The organism is Streptomonospora wellingtoniae (assembly GCF_031845375.1).
GTDB lineage: Bacteria > Actinomycetota > Actinomycetes > Streptosporangiales > Streptosporangiaceae > Streptomonospora > Streptomonospora wellingtoniae.
Window position 1 is genome coordinate 110,030 of record NZ_JAVREK010000018.1, and the last position, 15,741, is coordinate 125,770.

12 protein-coding genes are annotated in these 15,741 nt (G+C 72.5%); 8 read left to right on the plus strand and 4 right to left on the minus strand.

Going from position 1 to position 15,741, the window contains the following annotated elements:
- Nucleotides 1–49: 49 nt before the first annotated feature.
- Nucleotides 50–1,192: a pyroglutamyl peptidase gene (locus RM446_RS17005; protein ID WP_311546306.1), complete on the plus strand. Its 1,143-nt coding sequence runs from the start codon at nucleotides 50–52 to the stop codon at nucleotides 1,190–1,192.
- A gap of 142 nt (nucleotides 1,193–1,334) precedes the next feature.
- Here the strand turns inward: RM446_RS17005 and RM446_RS17010 are convergent, their stop codons facing one another.
- Both RM446_RS17010 and RM446_RS17015 read right to left on the minus strand, forming a co-directional pair.
- Nucleotides 1,335–1,751, minus strand: coding sequence for a hypothetical protein (locus tag RM446_RS17010; RefSeq protein WP_311546307.1), 417 nt, complete (start codon nucleotides 1,749–1,751; stop codon nucleotides 1,335–1,337).
- A gap of 477 nt (nucleotides 1,752–2,228) precedes the next feature.
- Complete coding sequence (locus RM446_RS17015; RefSeq protein WP_311546308.1) at nucleotides 2,229–2,651, minus strand: hypothetical protein; 423 nt, start codon at nucleotides 2,649–2,651, stop codon at nucleotides 2,229–2,231.
- 179 nt (nucleotides 2,652–2,830) lie between these two features.
- Between RM446_RS17015 and RM446_RS17020 the strand changes: the two genes are divergently transcribed.
- Entirely contained in the window at nucleotides 2,831–4,123 is a 1,293-nt protein-coding gene (locus RM446_RS17020; RefSeq protein ID WP_311546309.1) for an ATP-grasp domain-containing protein, read from the plus strand.
- A gap of 18 nt (nucleotides 4,124–4,141) precedes the next feature.
- Nucleotides 4,142–6,166, plus strand: coding sequence for a CocE/NonD family hydrolase (locus RM446_RS17025; protein ID WP_311546310.1), 2,025 nt, complete (start codon nucleotides 4,142–4,144; stop codon nucleotides 6,164–6,166).
- A 120-nt stretch (nucleotides 6,167–6,286) separates the two neighbouring features.
- On the opposite strand, the gene RM446_RS17030 is transcribed toward RM446_RS17025, so the two are convergent.
- The gene (locus RM446_RS17030; protein WP_311546311.1) at nucleotides 6,287–6,964 is read right to left on the minus strand and encodes a GntR family transcriptional regulator; all 678 of its coding nucleotides are present in this window, start codon (nucleotides 6,962–6,964) and stop codon (nucleotides 6,287–6,289) included.
- Nucleotides 6,965–7,291: 327 nt separating this feature from the next.
- Between RM446_RS17030 and RM446_RS17035 the strand changes: the two genes are divergently transcribed.
- From RM446_RS17035 to fdhD, 5 genes are all read left to right on the plus strand, one after another.
- Nucleotides 7,292–8,323, plus strand: a complete 1,032-nt coding sequence (locus RM446_RS17035; RefSeq protein WP_311546312.1) for a 2-dehydropantoate 2-reductase — start codon at nucleotides 7,292–7,294, stop codon at nucleotides 8,321–8,323.
- A gap of 153 nt (nucleotides 8,324–8,476) precedes the next feature.
- The gene (locus RM446_RS17040) at nucleotides 8,477–10,447 is read left to right on the plus strand and encodes a molybdopterin oxidoreductase family protein (protein WP_311546313.1); all 1,971 of its coding nucleotides are present in this window, start codon (nucleotides 8,477–8,479) and stop codon (nucleotides 10,445–10,447) included.
- A gap of 404 nt (nucleotides 10,448–10,851) precedes the next feature.
- Nucleotides 10,852–12,858 carry an NAD(P)H-dependent oxidoreductase subunit E gene (locus tag RM446_RS17045; protein ID WP_311546322.1) on the plus strand — a complete coding sequence of 669 codons (2,007 nt, stop codon included), beginning with the start codon at nucleotides 10,852–10,854 and terminating at the stop codon, nucleotides 12,856–12,858.
- On the plus strand, nucleotides 12,855–13,796 hold the full coding sequence (locus RM446_RS17050) for a 2Fe-2S iron-sulfur cluster-binding protein (RefSeq protein ID WP_311546314.1): 942 nt from the start codon (nucleotides 12,855–12,857) through the stop codon (nucleotides 13,794–13,796). Before RM446_RS17045 ends, RM446_RS17050 begins: the two co-directional genes overlap by 4 nt.
- Before the next feature lie 198 nt (nucleotides 13,797–13,994).
- The gene (fdhD, locus tag RM446_RS17055) at nucleotides 13,995–14,855 is read left to right on the plus strand and encodes a formate dehydrogenase accessory sulfurtransferase FdhD (RefSeq protein ID WP_311546315.1); all 861 of its coding nucleotides are present in this window, start codon (nucleotides 13,995–13,997) and stop codon (nucleotides 14,853–14,855) included.
- 147 nt (nucleotides 14,856–15,002) lie between these two features.
- Here the strand turns inward: fdhD and RM446_RS17060 are convergent, their stop codons facing one another.
- Nucleotides 15,003–15,587: an HhH-GPD-type base excision DNA repair protein gene (locus RM446_RS17060; RefSeq protein WP_311546316.1), complete on the minus strand. Its 585-nt coding sequence runs from the start codon at nucleotides 15,585–15,587 to the stop codon at nucleotides 15,003–15,005.
- Nucleotides 15,588–15,741: the final 154 nt, after the last annotated feature.

Sequence of the window (15,741 nt, forward strand, 5' to 3'; positions counted from 1 at the left end):
TGGAAGGAGGCGCGGCGTTTCCCCGCGGAGCCGGGGACAGCACGCCGCAATGCACATGAGGGCCACCGCCATGACCGCCGAGGAGTCCCGAACCTCCTTCGCCGCACCGCAGGCGATACTGCGCCGCTCCGGGTTCGCGGCCGCGGCCCCGCTGTTCGCGGCCGACCTCGCCGGGACCCGGAACCTTCCCGAGGCCGAGGGCGTCGTCGCTTCGCACGGGCGCCGGCTGTGGACCGAGGCGGTGCGCCAGAGCGAGCGCGTCGCCGACGACCGCTTCCTGTACTGGGCACGGCTGACGCTCACCGCCCGGCTGCGCGAGTGGAGCCCCGCCTTCCCGCTGGAGGCCGGGCAGCGCGCCGCGCTCTCCGACCGGCTGGAGCTGGCCTCGCGCGGCCACGACGACCTGGTGTTCCCTCCCGACGACAAGCTGCTGCGCGTCATCGTCACCGGATTCGACCCCTTCGGCCTGGACGACGACGTGCGCCGCTCCAACCCCTCGGGCGCTGCGGCGCTGAGCCTGCACGGGACGGTGCTGGAGGCGCGGGGTCGCCGTGCCGCCGTGCGCACCGCGATCTTCCCCACGCGCTGGCGGGACCTGGGCGCGGGCATGGTCGAGCGCGCGCTGGGGCCGCACTACTCCCCCGGCGCGGGCGCGGTGGCCGCCGACGCGGTGATCACGGCGAGCCAGGGCCGGGCGGGCCGCTTCGACCTGCAGGTGTACAACGCGGGGATGCGCGGCGCGGCCCCCGACAACGAGCGTGTGAGCGCGCCGGGACCGGTGCCGCCCGCGCCCGGGGCGACCGGCCCTATGCCGGAGTGGACGGTCTCCTCACTGCCGCGCCGCGCCGTCCTGGAGATGGCGGCAGGGCGCTTTCCGGTGTACGGCAACACCGAGGTCACCGAGGTCGCGCCGGGTACGGGCGAGCCCGCCGTGCGCGCAGGCGGGCCCACCCCCGGCGCGCACGTACTCGCGGGCGCGGGCGGCGACGACGTCTCCAACGAGGTCGCCTACCGCAACACCCTGCTGCGCGACGCCACGGGACGCGACATCCCTGCAGGACACGTCCTCACGCCGGTCCTGGAGATCGGTTCCCCCGATCCCGAGGTGCTGACCTCGCCGGACTTCGAGCGCGACCGCGCCGACATCGTCGAGCAGCTGCGCGCGATCGTCCAGACGGCGCTGGAGGAGTAGCGGGCGGCGCGCCGGGGCCTGCGTACGCCCCCGCGCATGCGTACGCCCCGGCCCGGGCGCGATCCCGGGCCGGGGCGCTGAGCCGGAGTCGCGTCGGCCGCGTTCGGCGGCCGGCGCCTCCGGGAGCACCGCAGGCTGACGGCTAGTACGCAGTCGTCGCCCCGTACGACGCCCATGCGACGAAGTACCAGATCCACGCGATGATGCCGAACACCAAGGCCACGCCGAAGAGGATCCACGAGATCAGCGTGCACGTCCGCGCCGCCTTGGGGTTGCTCTCGGCCATGACGATGCCGATGATGCCCAGCACCAGGCCGATCGTGGTGCCGCCGCAGGTGAGGCACATGCCGATGCCGTTGGCGATGGTCGCGCCGATGGCGCTGCCCTTGTTGGCCGGAGGCTCCATGCCGCCGCCGCCGGGGGATCCGGGCGGGGGAGGCGGAGGAGCGCCGTAGGCGCCGCCACCGGGCGGGCCGGAGGGGGGCGGCGGGGGCGGGGGACCGTAGCCTCCGCTTCCGCTGCCGTAAGGCGGCTGGCCCCCTGACGGACCGTAACTCATGCTGTTTCCTCCCCGGAATGCCCTGGGCGGCGCGCGCTGACCGGCGCCGCCGGGATGTCTCGATGATGTTTCCGTTGCTGAAGCGCACATCTCTGATGCGCACGCGGCCGCCGAGGTTCCATGGATTCGCAGGAGCCTGCCCGAGCTGGGGGTGCGGCCGACCGCCTCCGGGACGCGCCGAAACCGGTTCAGGGGCGTTCGAGGCCTCGGTGTCCGCTAGGGCAGCATACGACGCCGCACCGCTGGTCCCGTCCGCAAGGGCAGGCCGGGCGCACGCGCTCGGCCCCGCGCACGGCCCGGCAGTCGCCGGAACGCGACGCTGCCGAGCAGGGCAGCCGGTCGCGGCGGGTGTAGGCGATCACCGCGGTGGATTACAGAGACCGCGGATCGTGATACAACCGCAACCGGCGCCGACCTGCGTCGAGGCGGTCCTGCAGGGTGCGGCGGCGCGGCCTCCGGCCGGCTCCGGCGAAGGGCTCAGCCCTCATCCTCCAGAATCCCGTCGACGATGTCGCCGAGCACCCGCGACCGGTCGTCGTCGGTGAGGTTTCCCGTCTCGACCAGCGCGCCGGCGGTGTCGACGCGGTCGCCGGCGCGCCCTTCGACCACACACAGCCGCACCACCTCGCGGGTGGGGATGTGCAGGAAGCGCAGCTCGTCGGGCGGGGCCAGGTCGTAGAGGTTGACCGGATAGCGCGAGTGGCGGTTGCGCCACTGCTCGGCGCGCTTGAGTACGAAGCCGTGCAGCAGCGATTCCAGGATCTCGGGGGCGGCCAGCGCCTCGGCGTCGCCGTGGGCGCGGCAGTCGGCGCAGTTGGCCAGTTCGGCCTTGAGCAGGCGCCGGGCCCCGGGGTGGACCACGTGCTCGGCGTTGAGCTTGCTGGGGTGTCGGTGCGCCATGGGCCCAGCCTAGAGCTCGCGGACCCCCGACCGCCGTGTGGCGGCCTGCGAGCGCCGCCGTGTCGGGTTCCCCGGCGCTCGGATCGCGGCGAGGCCAGGATCCCCGGGACGGCCGCATCGCATCGGCGCCCCGTTCGGGTAGGCGCATCAATCCGAGGGCAAAGGAGGGGGTGCCAGAGATGAGTGAGAGCGCAAACGTCTTCGTGCTCGGTCTGGACGAGCACAATCGCGAGACCCTTCGCGCCATCCCCCATGTCCGGTTCCACCCGCTGCTGAGTATCGAGCGCCTGCACGACCCCGACCTGGACCCGGGCGAAGTCCTGGAGGAAGCCCGCGCCGCGCTCGACGCCTTCGACGGGCCCATCCACGCGATCATGGGCTACTGGGACTTCCCGGTCAGCACGTTGGTGCCGATCCTGTGCGCCGAGCGGGGACTGCCCGCGCCGTCGCTGCAGTCGGTCGTCAAGTGCGAGCACAAGTACTGGAGCCGCCTGGAGCAGGCCGAGGTCATCGACGAGCTGCCCGGCTTCGCCGAGATCCCCTTCGATGCCGAGCGCCCGCCCGGGCACTTGAACTACCCCATGTGGTTGAAGCCGGTCAAAGGCTTCTCCTCGGACCTGGCGTTCCGCGTGGAGGACGAGGAGCAGTTCCGCGACGCGCTGGCACAGATCCGGGACGGCGCGGCCACGCTCGGCGACCCCTTCGAGTGGATCATGGAGCGCATCGAGCTGCCCGAGAAGGTGGCCCGCGCCGGCGGGACGGCCTGCCTGGCCGAGGAGGAGGTCTCCGGGATCCAGCTGACGGTCGAGGGGTACGTGTACGAGGGGCGCCCCCACACCTACGGGGTGGTCGACTCCCTCAACTACCCGGACACCTCCAGCTTCCTGCGCTACCAGTACCCCTCCGAACTTCCCGGCCACATCCTGGACCGGGTCCGCGACATCTCGTCCCGGGTCGTCTCCCGCCTGAAGCTGGACAACACCACTTTCAACATCGAGTTCTTCTGGAACCCCGAGTCCGGCGAGACGTGCCTGCTGGAGGTCAACCCCCGCCACTCCCAGTCCCACACCGAGATCACCTCCCTCGTCGACGGCCGGTCCAACCACTCCTACCGCGTGGACCTGGCACTGGGCCGCAAGCCCGCACTGGAGACGGGCGGCGGCGACTACGCAGTGGCGGCCAAGTGGTTCCTGCGCCGCTTCTCCGACGGCGTGGTGCGAATCGCCCCCGACGAGGACGACATCGCGAGAATGCAGCGCGACATCCCCGGCACGTCGGCGGAGGTCCTGGCCGAACCGGGGACCCGGCTCTCGGAGTTGTCCGGCCAGGACAGCTACAGCTATGCACTGGCCGTCGTCTACACCGGCGCCGCCGACTCCGAAGGCCTCCAGCGCTCGTACGAGCTGTGCCTGGCCCGGCTCCCGTTCGAAGTCGAGGGCATCGACGAGGCGGAGTCAGCAGGCGAGAAGTAAGCAGAAGGGAGAGGCCGCATGCGCCACGTCACGGCACTGCCCAACAAGATCGCCGAGGAGCGGGGCGTCATGATCCCCATGTCCGACGGCACCCGGCTTGCCGCGCGGATCTGGCGCCCCGGCTCCGAGGAGGAGCCCGTCCCCGCGATCCTGGAGTTCATCCCCTACCGGCAGCGCGATCTCACCGCGCAGCGCGACTCCACGATCCACCCCTACCTGGCCGGGCACGGCTACGCCTGCGCCCGGGTGGACCTGCGCGGCAGCGGCGACTCCGAGGGCGTGCTCCAGGACGAGTACCTGGAGCAGGAGCTGCGCGACGCCGAGGAGGTGCTGGCGTGGCTGGCCGGCCAGCCCTGGTGCTCGGGCACGACCGGGATGATGGGCATCTCCTGGGGCGGGTTCAACGCCCTGCAGCTGGCCGCCCGCAGGCCCGCGAGTCTGGGTGCCATCGTGACGCTGTGCTCGACCGACGACCGCTACGCCGACGACGTGCACTACATGGGCGGCTGCCTGCTGGGCGACAACCTCTCGTGGGCCTCCACGATGTTCGCCTACACTTCCTGCCCGCCCGACCCGGCCGTGGTGGGCGAGCGCTGGCGGGACATGTGGCGCCGGCGGCTGGAGGGCAGCGGCCTGTGGCTGGACACCTGGCTGCGCCACCAGCTGCGCGACGACTATTGGCGGCACGGCTCGGTGTGCGAGGACCTTTCGGCGATCGAGGTGCCGGTGATGGCCGTCAGCGGGTGGGCCGACGGCTACTCCAACGCGGTGTTCCGGCTGATGGAGGGCCTGAGCGTACCGCGGCTGGGACTGATCGGGCCGTGGTCGCACAAGTACCCGCACCTGGGCGAGCCCGGACCGGCCGTGGGCTTCCTGCAGCAGTGCGTGCGCTGGTGGGACCGCTGGCTCAAGGGCGCCGACAACGAGGTGATGGGCGAACCCATGCTGCGCAGCTGGATGCAGGAGAGCGTACCGCCCTCGACCGCCTACGCCGAGCGGCCCGGGCGCTGGGTGGGCGAGCCGCGCTGGCCCTCGCCGCGCGTCTACCGCCGCACCCACCCGCTGGCCCAGGACGGCATCGCCGAGTCCGGCGCCGATGTGGCCACCGCCGCCGCGTCGGTGGAGTCGCCGCTGACGGTGGGCCAGTACGCCGGAAAGTGGTGCTCCTACAACGCGCCGCCGGATCTGCCTTACGACCAGCGCGAGGACGACGGCGGGTCGCTGGTGTTCGACAGCGACGAGCTCACCGAGCGGTTGGAGATCCTCGGCTCGCCCGTGGTCAATCTGGAGTTCACCGTCGACCGGCCGGTGGCGATGGTGTGCGTGCGGCTGTCGGACGTGGCCCCCGACGGGCGCGCCACCCGGGTGACCTACGGCCTGCTCAACCTCACCCACTCCGACGACCACGCCGGGGCCGCGGACCTGGTGCCCGGCGGGCTCTACCGCGTAGCCGTACCGATGAACGGCGTCGCCCAGGCGTTCCCGCCGGGGCACCGGCTGCGGGTGTCGGTGTCGACCTCGTACTGGCCGCTGGCCTGGCCGCCGCCGCAGCCGGTACTGCTGACCGTGCTGCTGGAGGGCGACAGCTCGCTGGTGCTGCCGGTGCGCCCGGCCGACAGCTCCGACGAGGTCGCGCCGCAGCCCTTCGACGAGGCCGAGGGCACGCCCCCGGCGGACTCCAGCCGCCTGGCTCCGGGCGAGCAGCAGTGGAAGGTCGAGCGCGACCTCGTCGACTACGAGTCCTCGCTGAAGGTGGTCAAAGACCTGGGCACGGTGTACTTCGACGACATCGGCCTGGAGGTGAGCCGCCGCGCCGACGAGGTCTATTCGGTGCGCGGAGACGACTTCTCCTCCCCCCGGGGCGTGACGACCTGGCGCATGCGCTTCAAGCGCGGCGGCTGGGAGGTGGAGACGGTCACCAGGACCGCGCTGTCGGCCACGCCCGAGGAGTTCCACGTCAACGCGACGCTGGACGCCTACGAGGGCGGCGAGCGGGTGGCCGCGCGCACCTGGAACACGGTCGTCCCGCGCGACCACGTCTGAGCCGTAGGCCCGGCGCAGGCGAGGGCGGCCGCGGAGCCCGGCCCGCCTGCGGCCGGGCGGCCGCAGCCGTTCCGGGGGCGCACCGGCGGGCGCGCACGCGTTGCCCGGCCCGTGCGGGAGTCAGACGTCGATCTTGTCGTGGTAGGTCCGCCGCGTGCGCTCGGTGTGGTCGTTCATCAGCCGCGCCGCCTCCGCGGCGTCGCCGCCGGCGACGGCGGCGATGATCTCGGCGTGCTCGTCCCAGGAGGCCATGCCGCGCGAGCGTGCGATGGGCGCGTAGTACCAGCGCACCCTGCGGTCGACCTGTGCGGCGAGCTCGGCCAGCACCCGGTTGCCCGAGGCCTCGATGACGCCGCGGTGGAAGTCGGCGTTGGCGGTGACCACGGAGTCGACGTCGGCGTCGTCGACCGCGGCGACACCGGCGCGCCACAGCTCGCGCAGGTGCTCGACCTGCTCGGGAGCGGCGGTGCCGGCGGCCAGCCGGGCGGCCTCGGTCTCCAGGACGGCGCGCACCGCGAGCAGCTGGTCGGCCTCGCTCTCGGTGGGCGTGTGAACGAAGGCGCCGTAGCCGGGCCGCAGGTCCACCCAGCCCTCGTTGCTCAGCCGCTGCAGCGCCTCGCGCACCGGCTGGCGGGAGACTCCGAGCTGTTCGGCGAGCTCGCTCTCGACCAGGTGGCGGCCGGGCGGGAACTCGCGGGTGATGATCAGGTTGAGGATGGTCTCGTAAACCGTCTCACGAAGTGGGACGGGGCGTTGGACCCGTCCACTCAGCGCGGCCTTCAACGGCTGTGTGGTCATGCCGCTCCCGCCCGTCGCACGATGCTCGACTCGAGTGAATGATGTAGACAGTCTACGAAATCCACAGCCCGTTCGCAGTCCGGACGGCGATCGCGGGCCCGCGGGCGGCTCGCCGACCCGCGATCGCTCGGAGCGCACCTGGCGGCGCGGTGGCCGTCAGGCCGCACCCGCCCCCTGCCGAGCGAGGGACCCGCAGCGGAGAAGAACCGGTGAACTTGCTGTTCGCCTGCATTCACACGTTCCTTTTCCGCTGCAGACCCCTCGCTCTTTGCGCACTCATCAGCATACTGTATACAAAATCGTTCGGGCGAGAGAACGGAGTGCAGTATGAGAATCGCCATCCTCGGCGCCGGCGCGATCGGCGCCTACGCGGGCGCCGCTCTGCACCGCGGAGGGGCCGACGTCCATCTGATCGCCCGCGGCCCGCACCTGGAGGCGCTGCGGGCCGACGGGGTGCGCGTCCTCAGCGACCGGGGCGACTTCACCGCCCGGCCAAACGCCACGAACGACCCCCGCGAGATCGGACCGGTCGACTTCGTCTTCCTCGGGCTCAAGGCCCAGCACTACGCCGCCTGCGGCCCGATGCTGCGCCCGCTGATGGGCCCGCACACGGCCGTGGTCGCCGCGCAGAACGGCATCCCCTGGTGGTACTTCCACGGGCTGGCGGGGCCGCTGGCCGACCACCGGGTGCACACCGTCGACCCGGGAGGCTCGGTCAGCCGGGCGATCCCGGTCGAACGCGCCATCGGCTGCGTCGTCTACGCCGCCACCGAGATCGAGGCGCCCGGGGTCATCCGCCACCTGGAGGGCACCCGCTTCTCCATCGGAGAGCCCGACCGCACGATCTCCCGGCGCTGCACCGACCTCAGCGAGGCGATGGTGGCCGGCGGCCTGAAGTGCCCGGTCGAGCGGGACCTGCGCGAGGACATCTGGGTCAAGCTGATGGGCAACATCACCTTCAACCCCTTGAGCGCCCTGACCCGCTCCACCATGGCGCAGATCTGCCGCGACCGCTCCTCGCGCGAACTCGCGCGGTCGATGATGAACGAGACCCTGGACGTGGCGGCCCGCCTGGGCGTCGACCCCACGATCTCCGTCGAGCGCCGCCTGGCCGGCGCAGAGCGCGCCGGCGACCACCGCACCTCCACCCTGCACGACGTCGAGCGCGGCCGGCCCATGGAGCTCGACGTCATCCTCACCGCCGTGGTCGAGCTCGCCGACATGGTCGGCGCCGCGGTGCCCACCCTGCGCACCGTCGACTCGGTCGCCCGACTGCTCAACGCCCGGCTGACCGACGGCAGCGTGGCCGAGCGCATGACCGCCGCAGCGGCCGCCGCCGCACCCGCGCGCGCCGCCTAGCACGCCCTGCGACACACCCGGCGGAACGGCCCCTGCCGCCGCCCCGCCTGCACACCCTTGCCCGCCGCCCTGGCGACGCATACTGTAGACAATATTGCTGTGATGTACTTGTAGACCCGCAGTGGCCACGAGACCCAAGCGAGGCCTTAGAAGATGCGATCGGACGATCACCAGCCCAGCAGCTACGAACGCCTCACTCGCCCACTCGTGCGCGAGGACGGCCGACTGCGCCCCGCCTCCTGGGAGGAGGCGCTCGACCGGGCCGCCGACGGATTCCGCGACGGCGTCCAGCGGTACGGCCCCGAAACCTTCGGCATGCTCTCCTGTGCCAGGGCCACCAACGAGATGAACTTCATGGCCCAGAAGTTCACCCGCGTCGTGATGGGCACCAACAACGTCGACTCCTGCAACCGCACCTGCCACGCCCCCAGCGTGGCGGGGCTCTCCGCGGCCTTCGGTTCGGGCGGGGGCACCTCCTCCTACGCCGAGGTCGAGGACACCGACCTGATCGTGGTGTGGGGAGGAAATCCGCGCTTCGCCCACCCGATCTTCTTCCAGCACGTGCTCAAGGGAGTGCACAAGGGCGCCCGACTGTTCGTGGTCGACCCCCGCCGCACCTCCTCGGCCCAGTGGGCCGACCGCTGGCTCGGCCTCAACGTCGGCACCGACATCCCGCTGGCCCACGCCATCGGACGCGAGATCATCCACGCGGGCCTGACGAACGACACCTTCATCGAGCGCGCCACGAGCGGCTTCGAGGAGTACCGCGAGCTGGTCGAGCCCTGGACGCTCCAGGCGGCCGAGGCCGAGACCGGGGTGCCCGCCGAGGCCATCCGCGAGCTCGCCCACGCCTTCGCCACGGCCGAGCGCGCCCAGCTGTCGTGGACGCTGGGCATCACCGAGCACCACAACGCCACCGACAACGTCAAGGCGCTGATCAACCTCGCCCTGCTCACGGGGCACGTCGGCCGCTACGGCTCCGGCCTGCAGCCGCTGCGCGGCCAGAACAACGTGCAGGGCGGCGGCGACATGGGCGCCATCCCCGACCGGCTGGCCGGCTTCCAGGACATCCTCGACCCCGAGGTCCGCTCGCGCTTCGAGGCGGTCTGGAACACCACCATCCAGCCGCACAAGGGCCGGACGCTGACCCAGATGTTCGAGGCGATGGACGAGGGCGAGCTGAAGACGCTCTACATCATCGGTGAGAACCCGGTGCAGTCCGAGCCCGAGACCTTCACCACCACGCGCCGCCTCCAGCGGCTGGACCACTTGGTGGTGCAGGACATCTTCCTGACCAAGACCGCCGAACTGGCCGACGTGGTGCTGCCCGCCAGCGCCTCCTGGTGCGAGTCCGACGGCACCTTCACCAACAGCGAGCGGCGCGTGCAGCTGGTGCGCAAGGCGCTGGACCCGCCGCCCGGCGCGCGCGACGACATCGAGATCATGTGCGAGCTGGCCCAGCGCCTGGGCCACGCCTGGCAGCGGCCCGTGGCCGAGGACGTCTGGGACGAGCTGCGCAGCCTCTCCCCCATCCACCGCGGCATGACCTACCGGCGGCTGGAGGAGCTGCAGGGCATCCAGTGGCCGTGCTTCTCCGAGGAGGACCTGGAGCCCAGCTACCTGCACGCGCGGCTGTGGTCGACCGATCCCGAGACGCGGGGCGTGCCGGCGGCGTTCGGCATCGTGGGCCACTCCCCGCCGGTCGACCTGCTCGACGACGACTACCCCTTCCGGCTGACCACGGGCCGGCGGCTGGACGACTACAACACCGGCGTGCAGAGCAGCGGCTTCTCCTCGCCCCTGCGGCGCGGCGAGACGCTGGACATCTCGCCCGAGGACGCCGAGCTGCTGGGCGTCGCCGACGGCGAGGTCGTGCGGGTCTCCTCCCGCCGGGGGTCGGTGCTGGTGCCGGTCGCGGTGTCCACGCAGATGCGCGCGGGGCTGGTCTTCATGACCTTCCACTTCCCCGACCAGGTGGACACCCAGCTGCTGACCATCGACGCCACCGACCCCGACGCCGGCACGGCCGAGTACAAGGCCGCCGCCGTGCGCATCGAGAAGGCCGCCGAGGGCGCCGCACCCGCCGGAGCCTCCGATCATGCACCGGTGCCGGCTTCACCCTGAGCGGCGCGAACCCCGCGGTCCGCGGCCGGGGCCCCCTCGGGGTCCCGGCCGTTCCCCCGCGGTCCGCACCGTGTCCCCGGGCGCGCTGTTCGCCACCGGGTGCCCGGGGCACGGGCTGCGGGTACGCGGCGGACGGCGGAGCGCGGCCCGAGGCGGCCGGCTCCGCCGGGGGCACGGATGTGCCCGGCCCGGCGCGTACCGGGGCGGCGGCCGCCCGAACGGCGCCCGGGCGGCCGCCGCGCTCCGCACTCTGCCGCGATCACGTTCTGCACCTGCTCAGATGCACGTGCACGAGGCGTCGAAACCGGGTTCGACCAGGGGTTGCCCACGGTCGGAATAAAGCATACTGTAGCCCGTATACAAAGTCTGTGACCTGGCTTACATGATTCGAGGTGACCGGGGACGTGGACCTGCACTTCCTGGATGCTGTGCCGGAGGACTCCGAGCGTGAGGCCGTGGACGCCGTCCTGGGCCCACCGGAGTCGGGGTGGGACGGCGGCACGCGCCAGGCCTCCGATCTGCGCTTCGCCGAGGGCGGCCACGCCGCCCGCGGCAGGCGGGACCTGCTGCTGCCGGCCCTGCACGCCGTCAACGACCGTGTGGGCTGGATCAGCCCCGCCGCGCTCGACTACATCTGCCGCCGGCTGACCATCCCGCCGGCCGAGGCCTACGGCGTCGCGACCTTCTACGCCATGTTCTCGCTCAAACAGCGCCCGCGCCGCGTGGTGCACGTCTGCACCGACATCGCGTGCGCCGCCAAGGGGTCCGAAGGCCTGTGCGCGGCGCTGACCGAGCGCGCCGGAGGACCGGGGACCGAGGGGGGCGAGTTCACCTGGCACGAGAGCCCGTGTCTGGGCCTGTGCGAACGCGCGCCGGCCGCGGTCTCCCTGGAGGCCGGCGACCCGCCGCGCTACAGCGTCGCCGCGCCCGCCGCGGCCGACGACATCGTCCCCGCTGCGGGCGAGGCCCCCGCGGCTGAGACCGCGGCAGGGGCCGGCACCCCCGGTCCCTCGGCGAACGGACATGCGCCCTCCCTCAACGGCGGCCGCCCCCGGCGGCGCGCCACCTTCTCCCCTGCGACGCTGCCCGGCCCCGCGCCGGAGCCGCCCGCCGGGGAGGCCGTTCCCCAGGCGGGCGACCCCGACCTGGTCCTGCTGCGCCGCATCGGCGTGGTCGACCCCGCCAGTCTGGACGACTACCGGGCCAACGGGGGCTACGCCGCGCTGCGCGAGGCGCTGCGCATGGGACCCAGCGCCGTCATCCGCGAGGTCTCCGACTCCGGCCTGGTCGGACGCGGCGGAGCCGCGTTCCCCACCGGCCGCAAGTGGGACGGCACCGCCAAGCGGCCCGAGACACCCCGCTATGTCATCTGCAACGCCGACGAGAGCGAGCCGGGCACCTTCAAGGACCGCGTCATCATGGAGGGCGACCCCTTCTCGGTCATCGAGGCGCTGACGATCGCCGGATTCGCCAACAACGCCAACCACGGCTACATCTACATCCGCGGAGAGTACCCGCGGGCGCTGTCGCTGCTGGAGAACGCGATCGAGCTTGCGCACGCGCGCAACCTGCTCGGCCGCGACATCCTCGGATCCGGGTTCGACTTCGACATCGAGATCCGGCGCGGCGCGGGCGCCTACATCTGCGGCGAGGAGACCGCGATCTTCAACTCGATCGAAGGGCTGCGCGGCGAGCCCCGCAGCAAGCCGCCCTTCCCCGTCGAGCGCGGCGTCTTCGGGAAGCCGACCGCGATCAACAACGTCGAGACCCTGGTCAACGTGCTGCCGATCATGATGATGGGCGGCCCCGCCTACGCCGCGATCGGCACCGGCCGCTCCACCGGACCCAAGCTGTTCTGCGTGTCCGGCTCGGTGGAGCGCCCCGGCGTCTACGAGGTCCCCTTCGGCGCCAGCCTGCGCGACCTGATGGAGATGTGCGGCGGCGTGGGCACCGGACCCGAGGGCGAACCCCGGCTGCCGCGCGCCGTGCTGCTGGGCGGCGCCGCCGGCGGGTTCGTGCGCGGCGACGAACTGGACATCCCCCTCACCTTCGAGGGGGCGCGCGAGGCGGGGGCCACCCTGGGCTCGGGCGTGATCCTGGTGCTGGACGACACCGTCGACCTCGCCGCGATCCTCGTGCGCATCGCGGCGTTCTTCCGCGACGAGTCCTGCGGGCAGTGCGTGCCCTGCAGGGTGGGCACCGTCCGCCAGGAGGAGGCGCTGGTGCGGCTCGCGCAGGACGCGGGCCCGCGCCGCACCGACATCGCGCTGCTGCGCGAGGTGGGCGAGGCCATGCGCGACGCCTCGATCTGCGGCCTGGGCCAGACCGCGTGGAACGCGGTGGAGTCGGCAATCGACCGGCTGGGCGTCTTCGGTCCGCAGGAGGAACAACCCGTAAAGGAGGCCCGGTGAGCACACCGGTTGTCATTGGGGCGCCCCGCCGCCTGGTCGAGGTGACCATCGACGGCCAGGAGGTGCGTGTGCCCGAGGGCGCCACCATCCTGGACGCCTGCGAGGCCGTGGGCACCGACGTACCGACCCTGTGCTACGGCGACACCCTCACGCCGCGCAACGCCTGCCGGGTGTGCGTGGTGGAGGTCGAGGGGGCGCGCACGCTCGCGCCGGCCTGCTCGCGCAAGGTCGAGGACTCCATGTCGGTGGCCACCGACTCCGAGCGCGTCCGCCACAGCCGCAAGATGGTGCTGGAGCTGCTGGGCTCGTCGGTGGACCTGTCCACCACGCCCGGCGTCCCCGAGTGGAACGAGCGCTACGACGCCCGGCCCGACCGCTTCGGCCCCCGCGCCGAGCCGGCCCGGATGGGCGAGCGCGACGCCCGCCACGCGGGCGAGCACGAGGCCGTCGACGGCACGGCCGCCGCCACCGTCGAGCAGCCCACCAAGGTCGACAACGACCTCTACGTGCGCGACTACGGCAAGTGCATCATGTGCTACAAGTGCGTCGACGCCTGCGGCGAGCAGTGGCAGAACACGTTCGCGATCGGCATCGCCGGCCGCGGGTTCGACGCCCGCGTCTCCACCGAGCACGATCTCGCGCTGCCCGACTCCGCCTGCGTCTACTGCGGCAACTGCATCGAGGTCTGCCCGACCGGCGCGCTGTCGTTTCGCACCGAGTACGAGATGCGCCAGGAGGGCACCTGGGACGAGGAGCGCCAGAGCGAGACGACCACCGTGTGCACCTACTGCGGGGTCGGCTGCAACGTCACCCTGCATGTCCAGGACAACGAGATCGTCAAGGTCACCTCGCCGCACGACAACCCCGTGACGCACGGGAACCTGTGCATCAAGGGGCGGTTCGGCTTCCAGCACGTACAGCAGAGGCGCCACGACTGACGCCGGCGCGGCCCGTTCTCCGCGGGCCGCCGCCGTCAGCCTGGCGCAGCGGGCGGAATCCGTTCCGACCGCGACCGAGACGGGCGGAATCCGCACCGGCCGCGACTGAGAACGCGCCGGAGCGGGAATGCCACCCGAGTCGGGGACACAACGCCGGGCACAGGAAGCCCCGAGGGGCTTCCGGAAAGGGGCAGTGCCATGGGACGGGTCACGGTCCGCGAACGCATCCTGCGCATCCGGGACGGCGCCGCCGTCGAGCGCGCCGACACCCTGGTGGCCGAGGAGCCGCTGGAGATCCGGATGAACGGGCGGCCGCTCACCGTCACGATGCGCACTCCGGGACACGACTTCGACCTGGCGGCGGGCTTCCTCGTGAGCGAAGGCGTCATCACCGGCCCCGACCAGATCGCGACCATCCGCTACTGCGCCGGCGCCACCGACGACGGCTCCAACACCTACAACGTCCTCGACGTCGTTCTGGCACCCGGAGTCGCGGTGCCCGAGGCGTCGCTGGAGCGCAACTTCTACACCACCTCCTCCTGCGGAGTGTGCGGCAAGGCCAGCCTGGAGGCGGTCACCACCGTCGCCCACTGGTCGGTCGCCGAGGACGCGCCCCTCTTCGAGGTGCCCGTCCTCTCAGGGATGCCCGACCGCCTGCGCGAGGCCCAGCGGGTCTTCGACCGCACGGGCGGCCTGCACGCGGCGGGTCTGTTCACTCCGGAGGGGGAGCTTCTCTGCGTGCGCGAGGACGTCGGCCGGCACAACGCGGTCGACAAGCTCGTGGGCTGGGCCCTGCGCGAGGACCGGCTGCCGCTGCGCGGCAGCGCGCTCATGGTCTCGGGCCGGGCCTCGTTCGAGCTCGCGCAGAAGGCGCTGATGGCGGGAATCCCGATGCTGGCCGCGGTCTCGGCGCCGTCGTCGCTGGCCGTGGAGCTGGCGGCCGACTCCGGGCTGAGCCTGGTGGGATTCCTGCGCGGCGCCTCGATGAACGTCTACGCCGGCCGGCATCGGATCACCCTGGAGACGGCGTCCACGACGCCTATGGCGGCCCCAGGGTGAGTCAGCCGACCGGGCCGGTAGGCGGGGACCGGCCGGCGTGCACCAGCCCCCTGCGCCGGCCGGTCCCGACACTTACCGCGCCGCCGTGCCCGGCGCCGACGTCCGCGCACGCCGGGCGCGGCGCCCGCGTCCGCCGGGCCGCCGCGCCTACTCGGGCTTGGCGGCCTTCTTCGCCGCCTTGGCGCTCTTCTTGAAGGCGCGCACCTCGGCGAGGGTCTGCTCGTCGACCACGTCGGCGATGGAGCGGCGTGCGCCCTCCTCGCCGTAGTCGCCCGCGGCCTCGCGCCAGCCCGGCGCCTGCAGGCCCAGCTGCTTGCCCAGCAGGGCCAGGAAGATTCGCGCCTTCTGGTCGCCGTAGCCGGGCAGCGTTTTGAGACGACCGAGCACCTCGCGGCCGTCGGGATCGCCCGCGGTCCACACCGCGGCGGCGTCGCCGCCGTAGTGCTCGACCAGATAACCGCACAGCGACTGGATGCGCGCGGCCATCGACCCGGGGAAGCGGTGCACGGCCGGCTGGCGGGAGCACAGCTCGGCGAACTCCTCCGGGCCGGTGCGAGCGATCGCCCCGGCGTCGAGCCCGCCCATGCGGTCGGCGATCTTCTTGGGCCCGGCGAAGGCCACTTCCATCGCCACCTGCTGGTCCAATAGCATGCCGACCAGCAGCGCCAGCGGATCCGACGCCAGCAGCGCGTCGGCTTCGGGTTCTTGGACGAGGTGCAGCGATGTCGTCATGGACCTCATTGTCCCAGGCAGGGCACCGTCCGGGGCACGACGGCGCGCGGTACCCGCCCCGAGCCCCCGACCGCCGTCAAGAAGGGTCCGGATCCGGCGCGGGATCCGGACCCTGCGTGTCGGCGGTTCCCGCAGGCTCCGGGCCGGCGCCCGC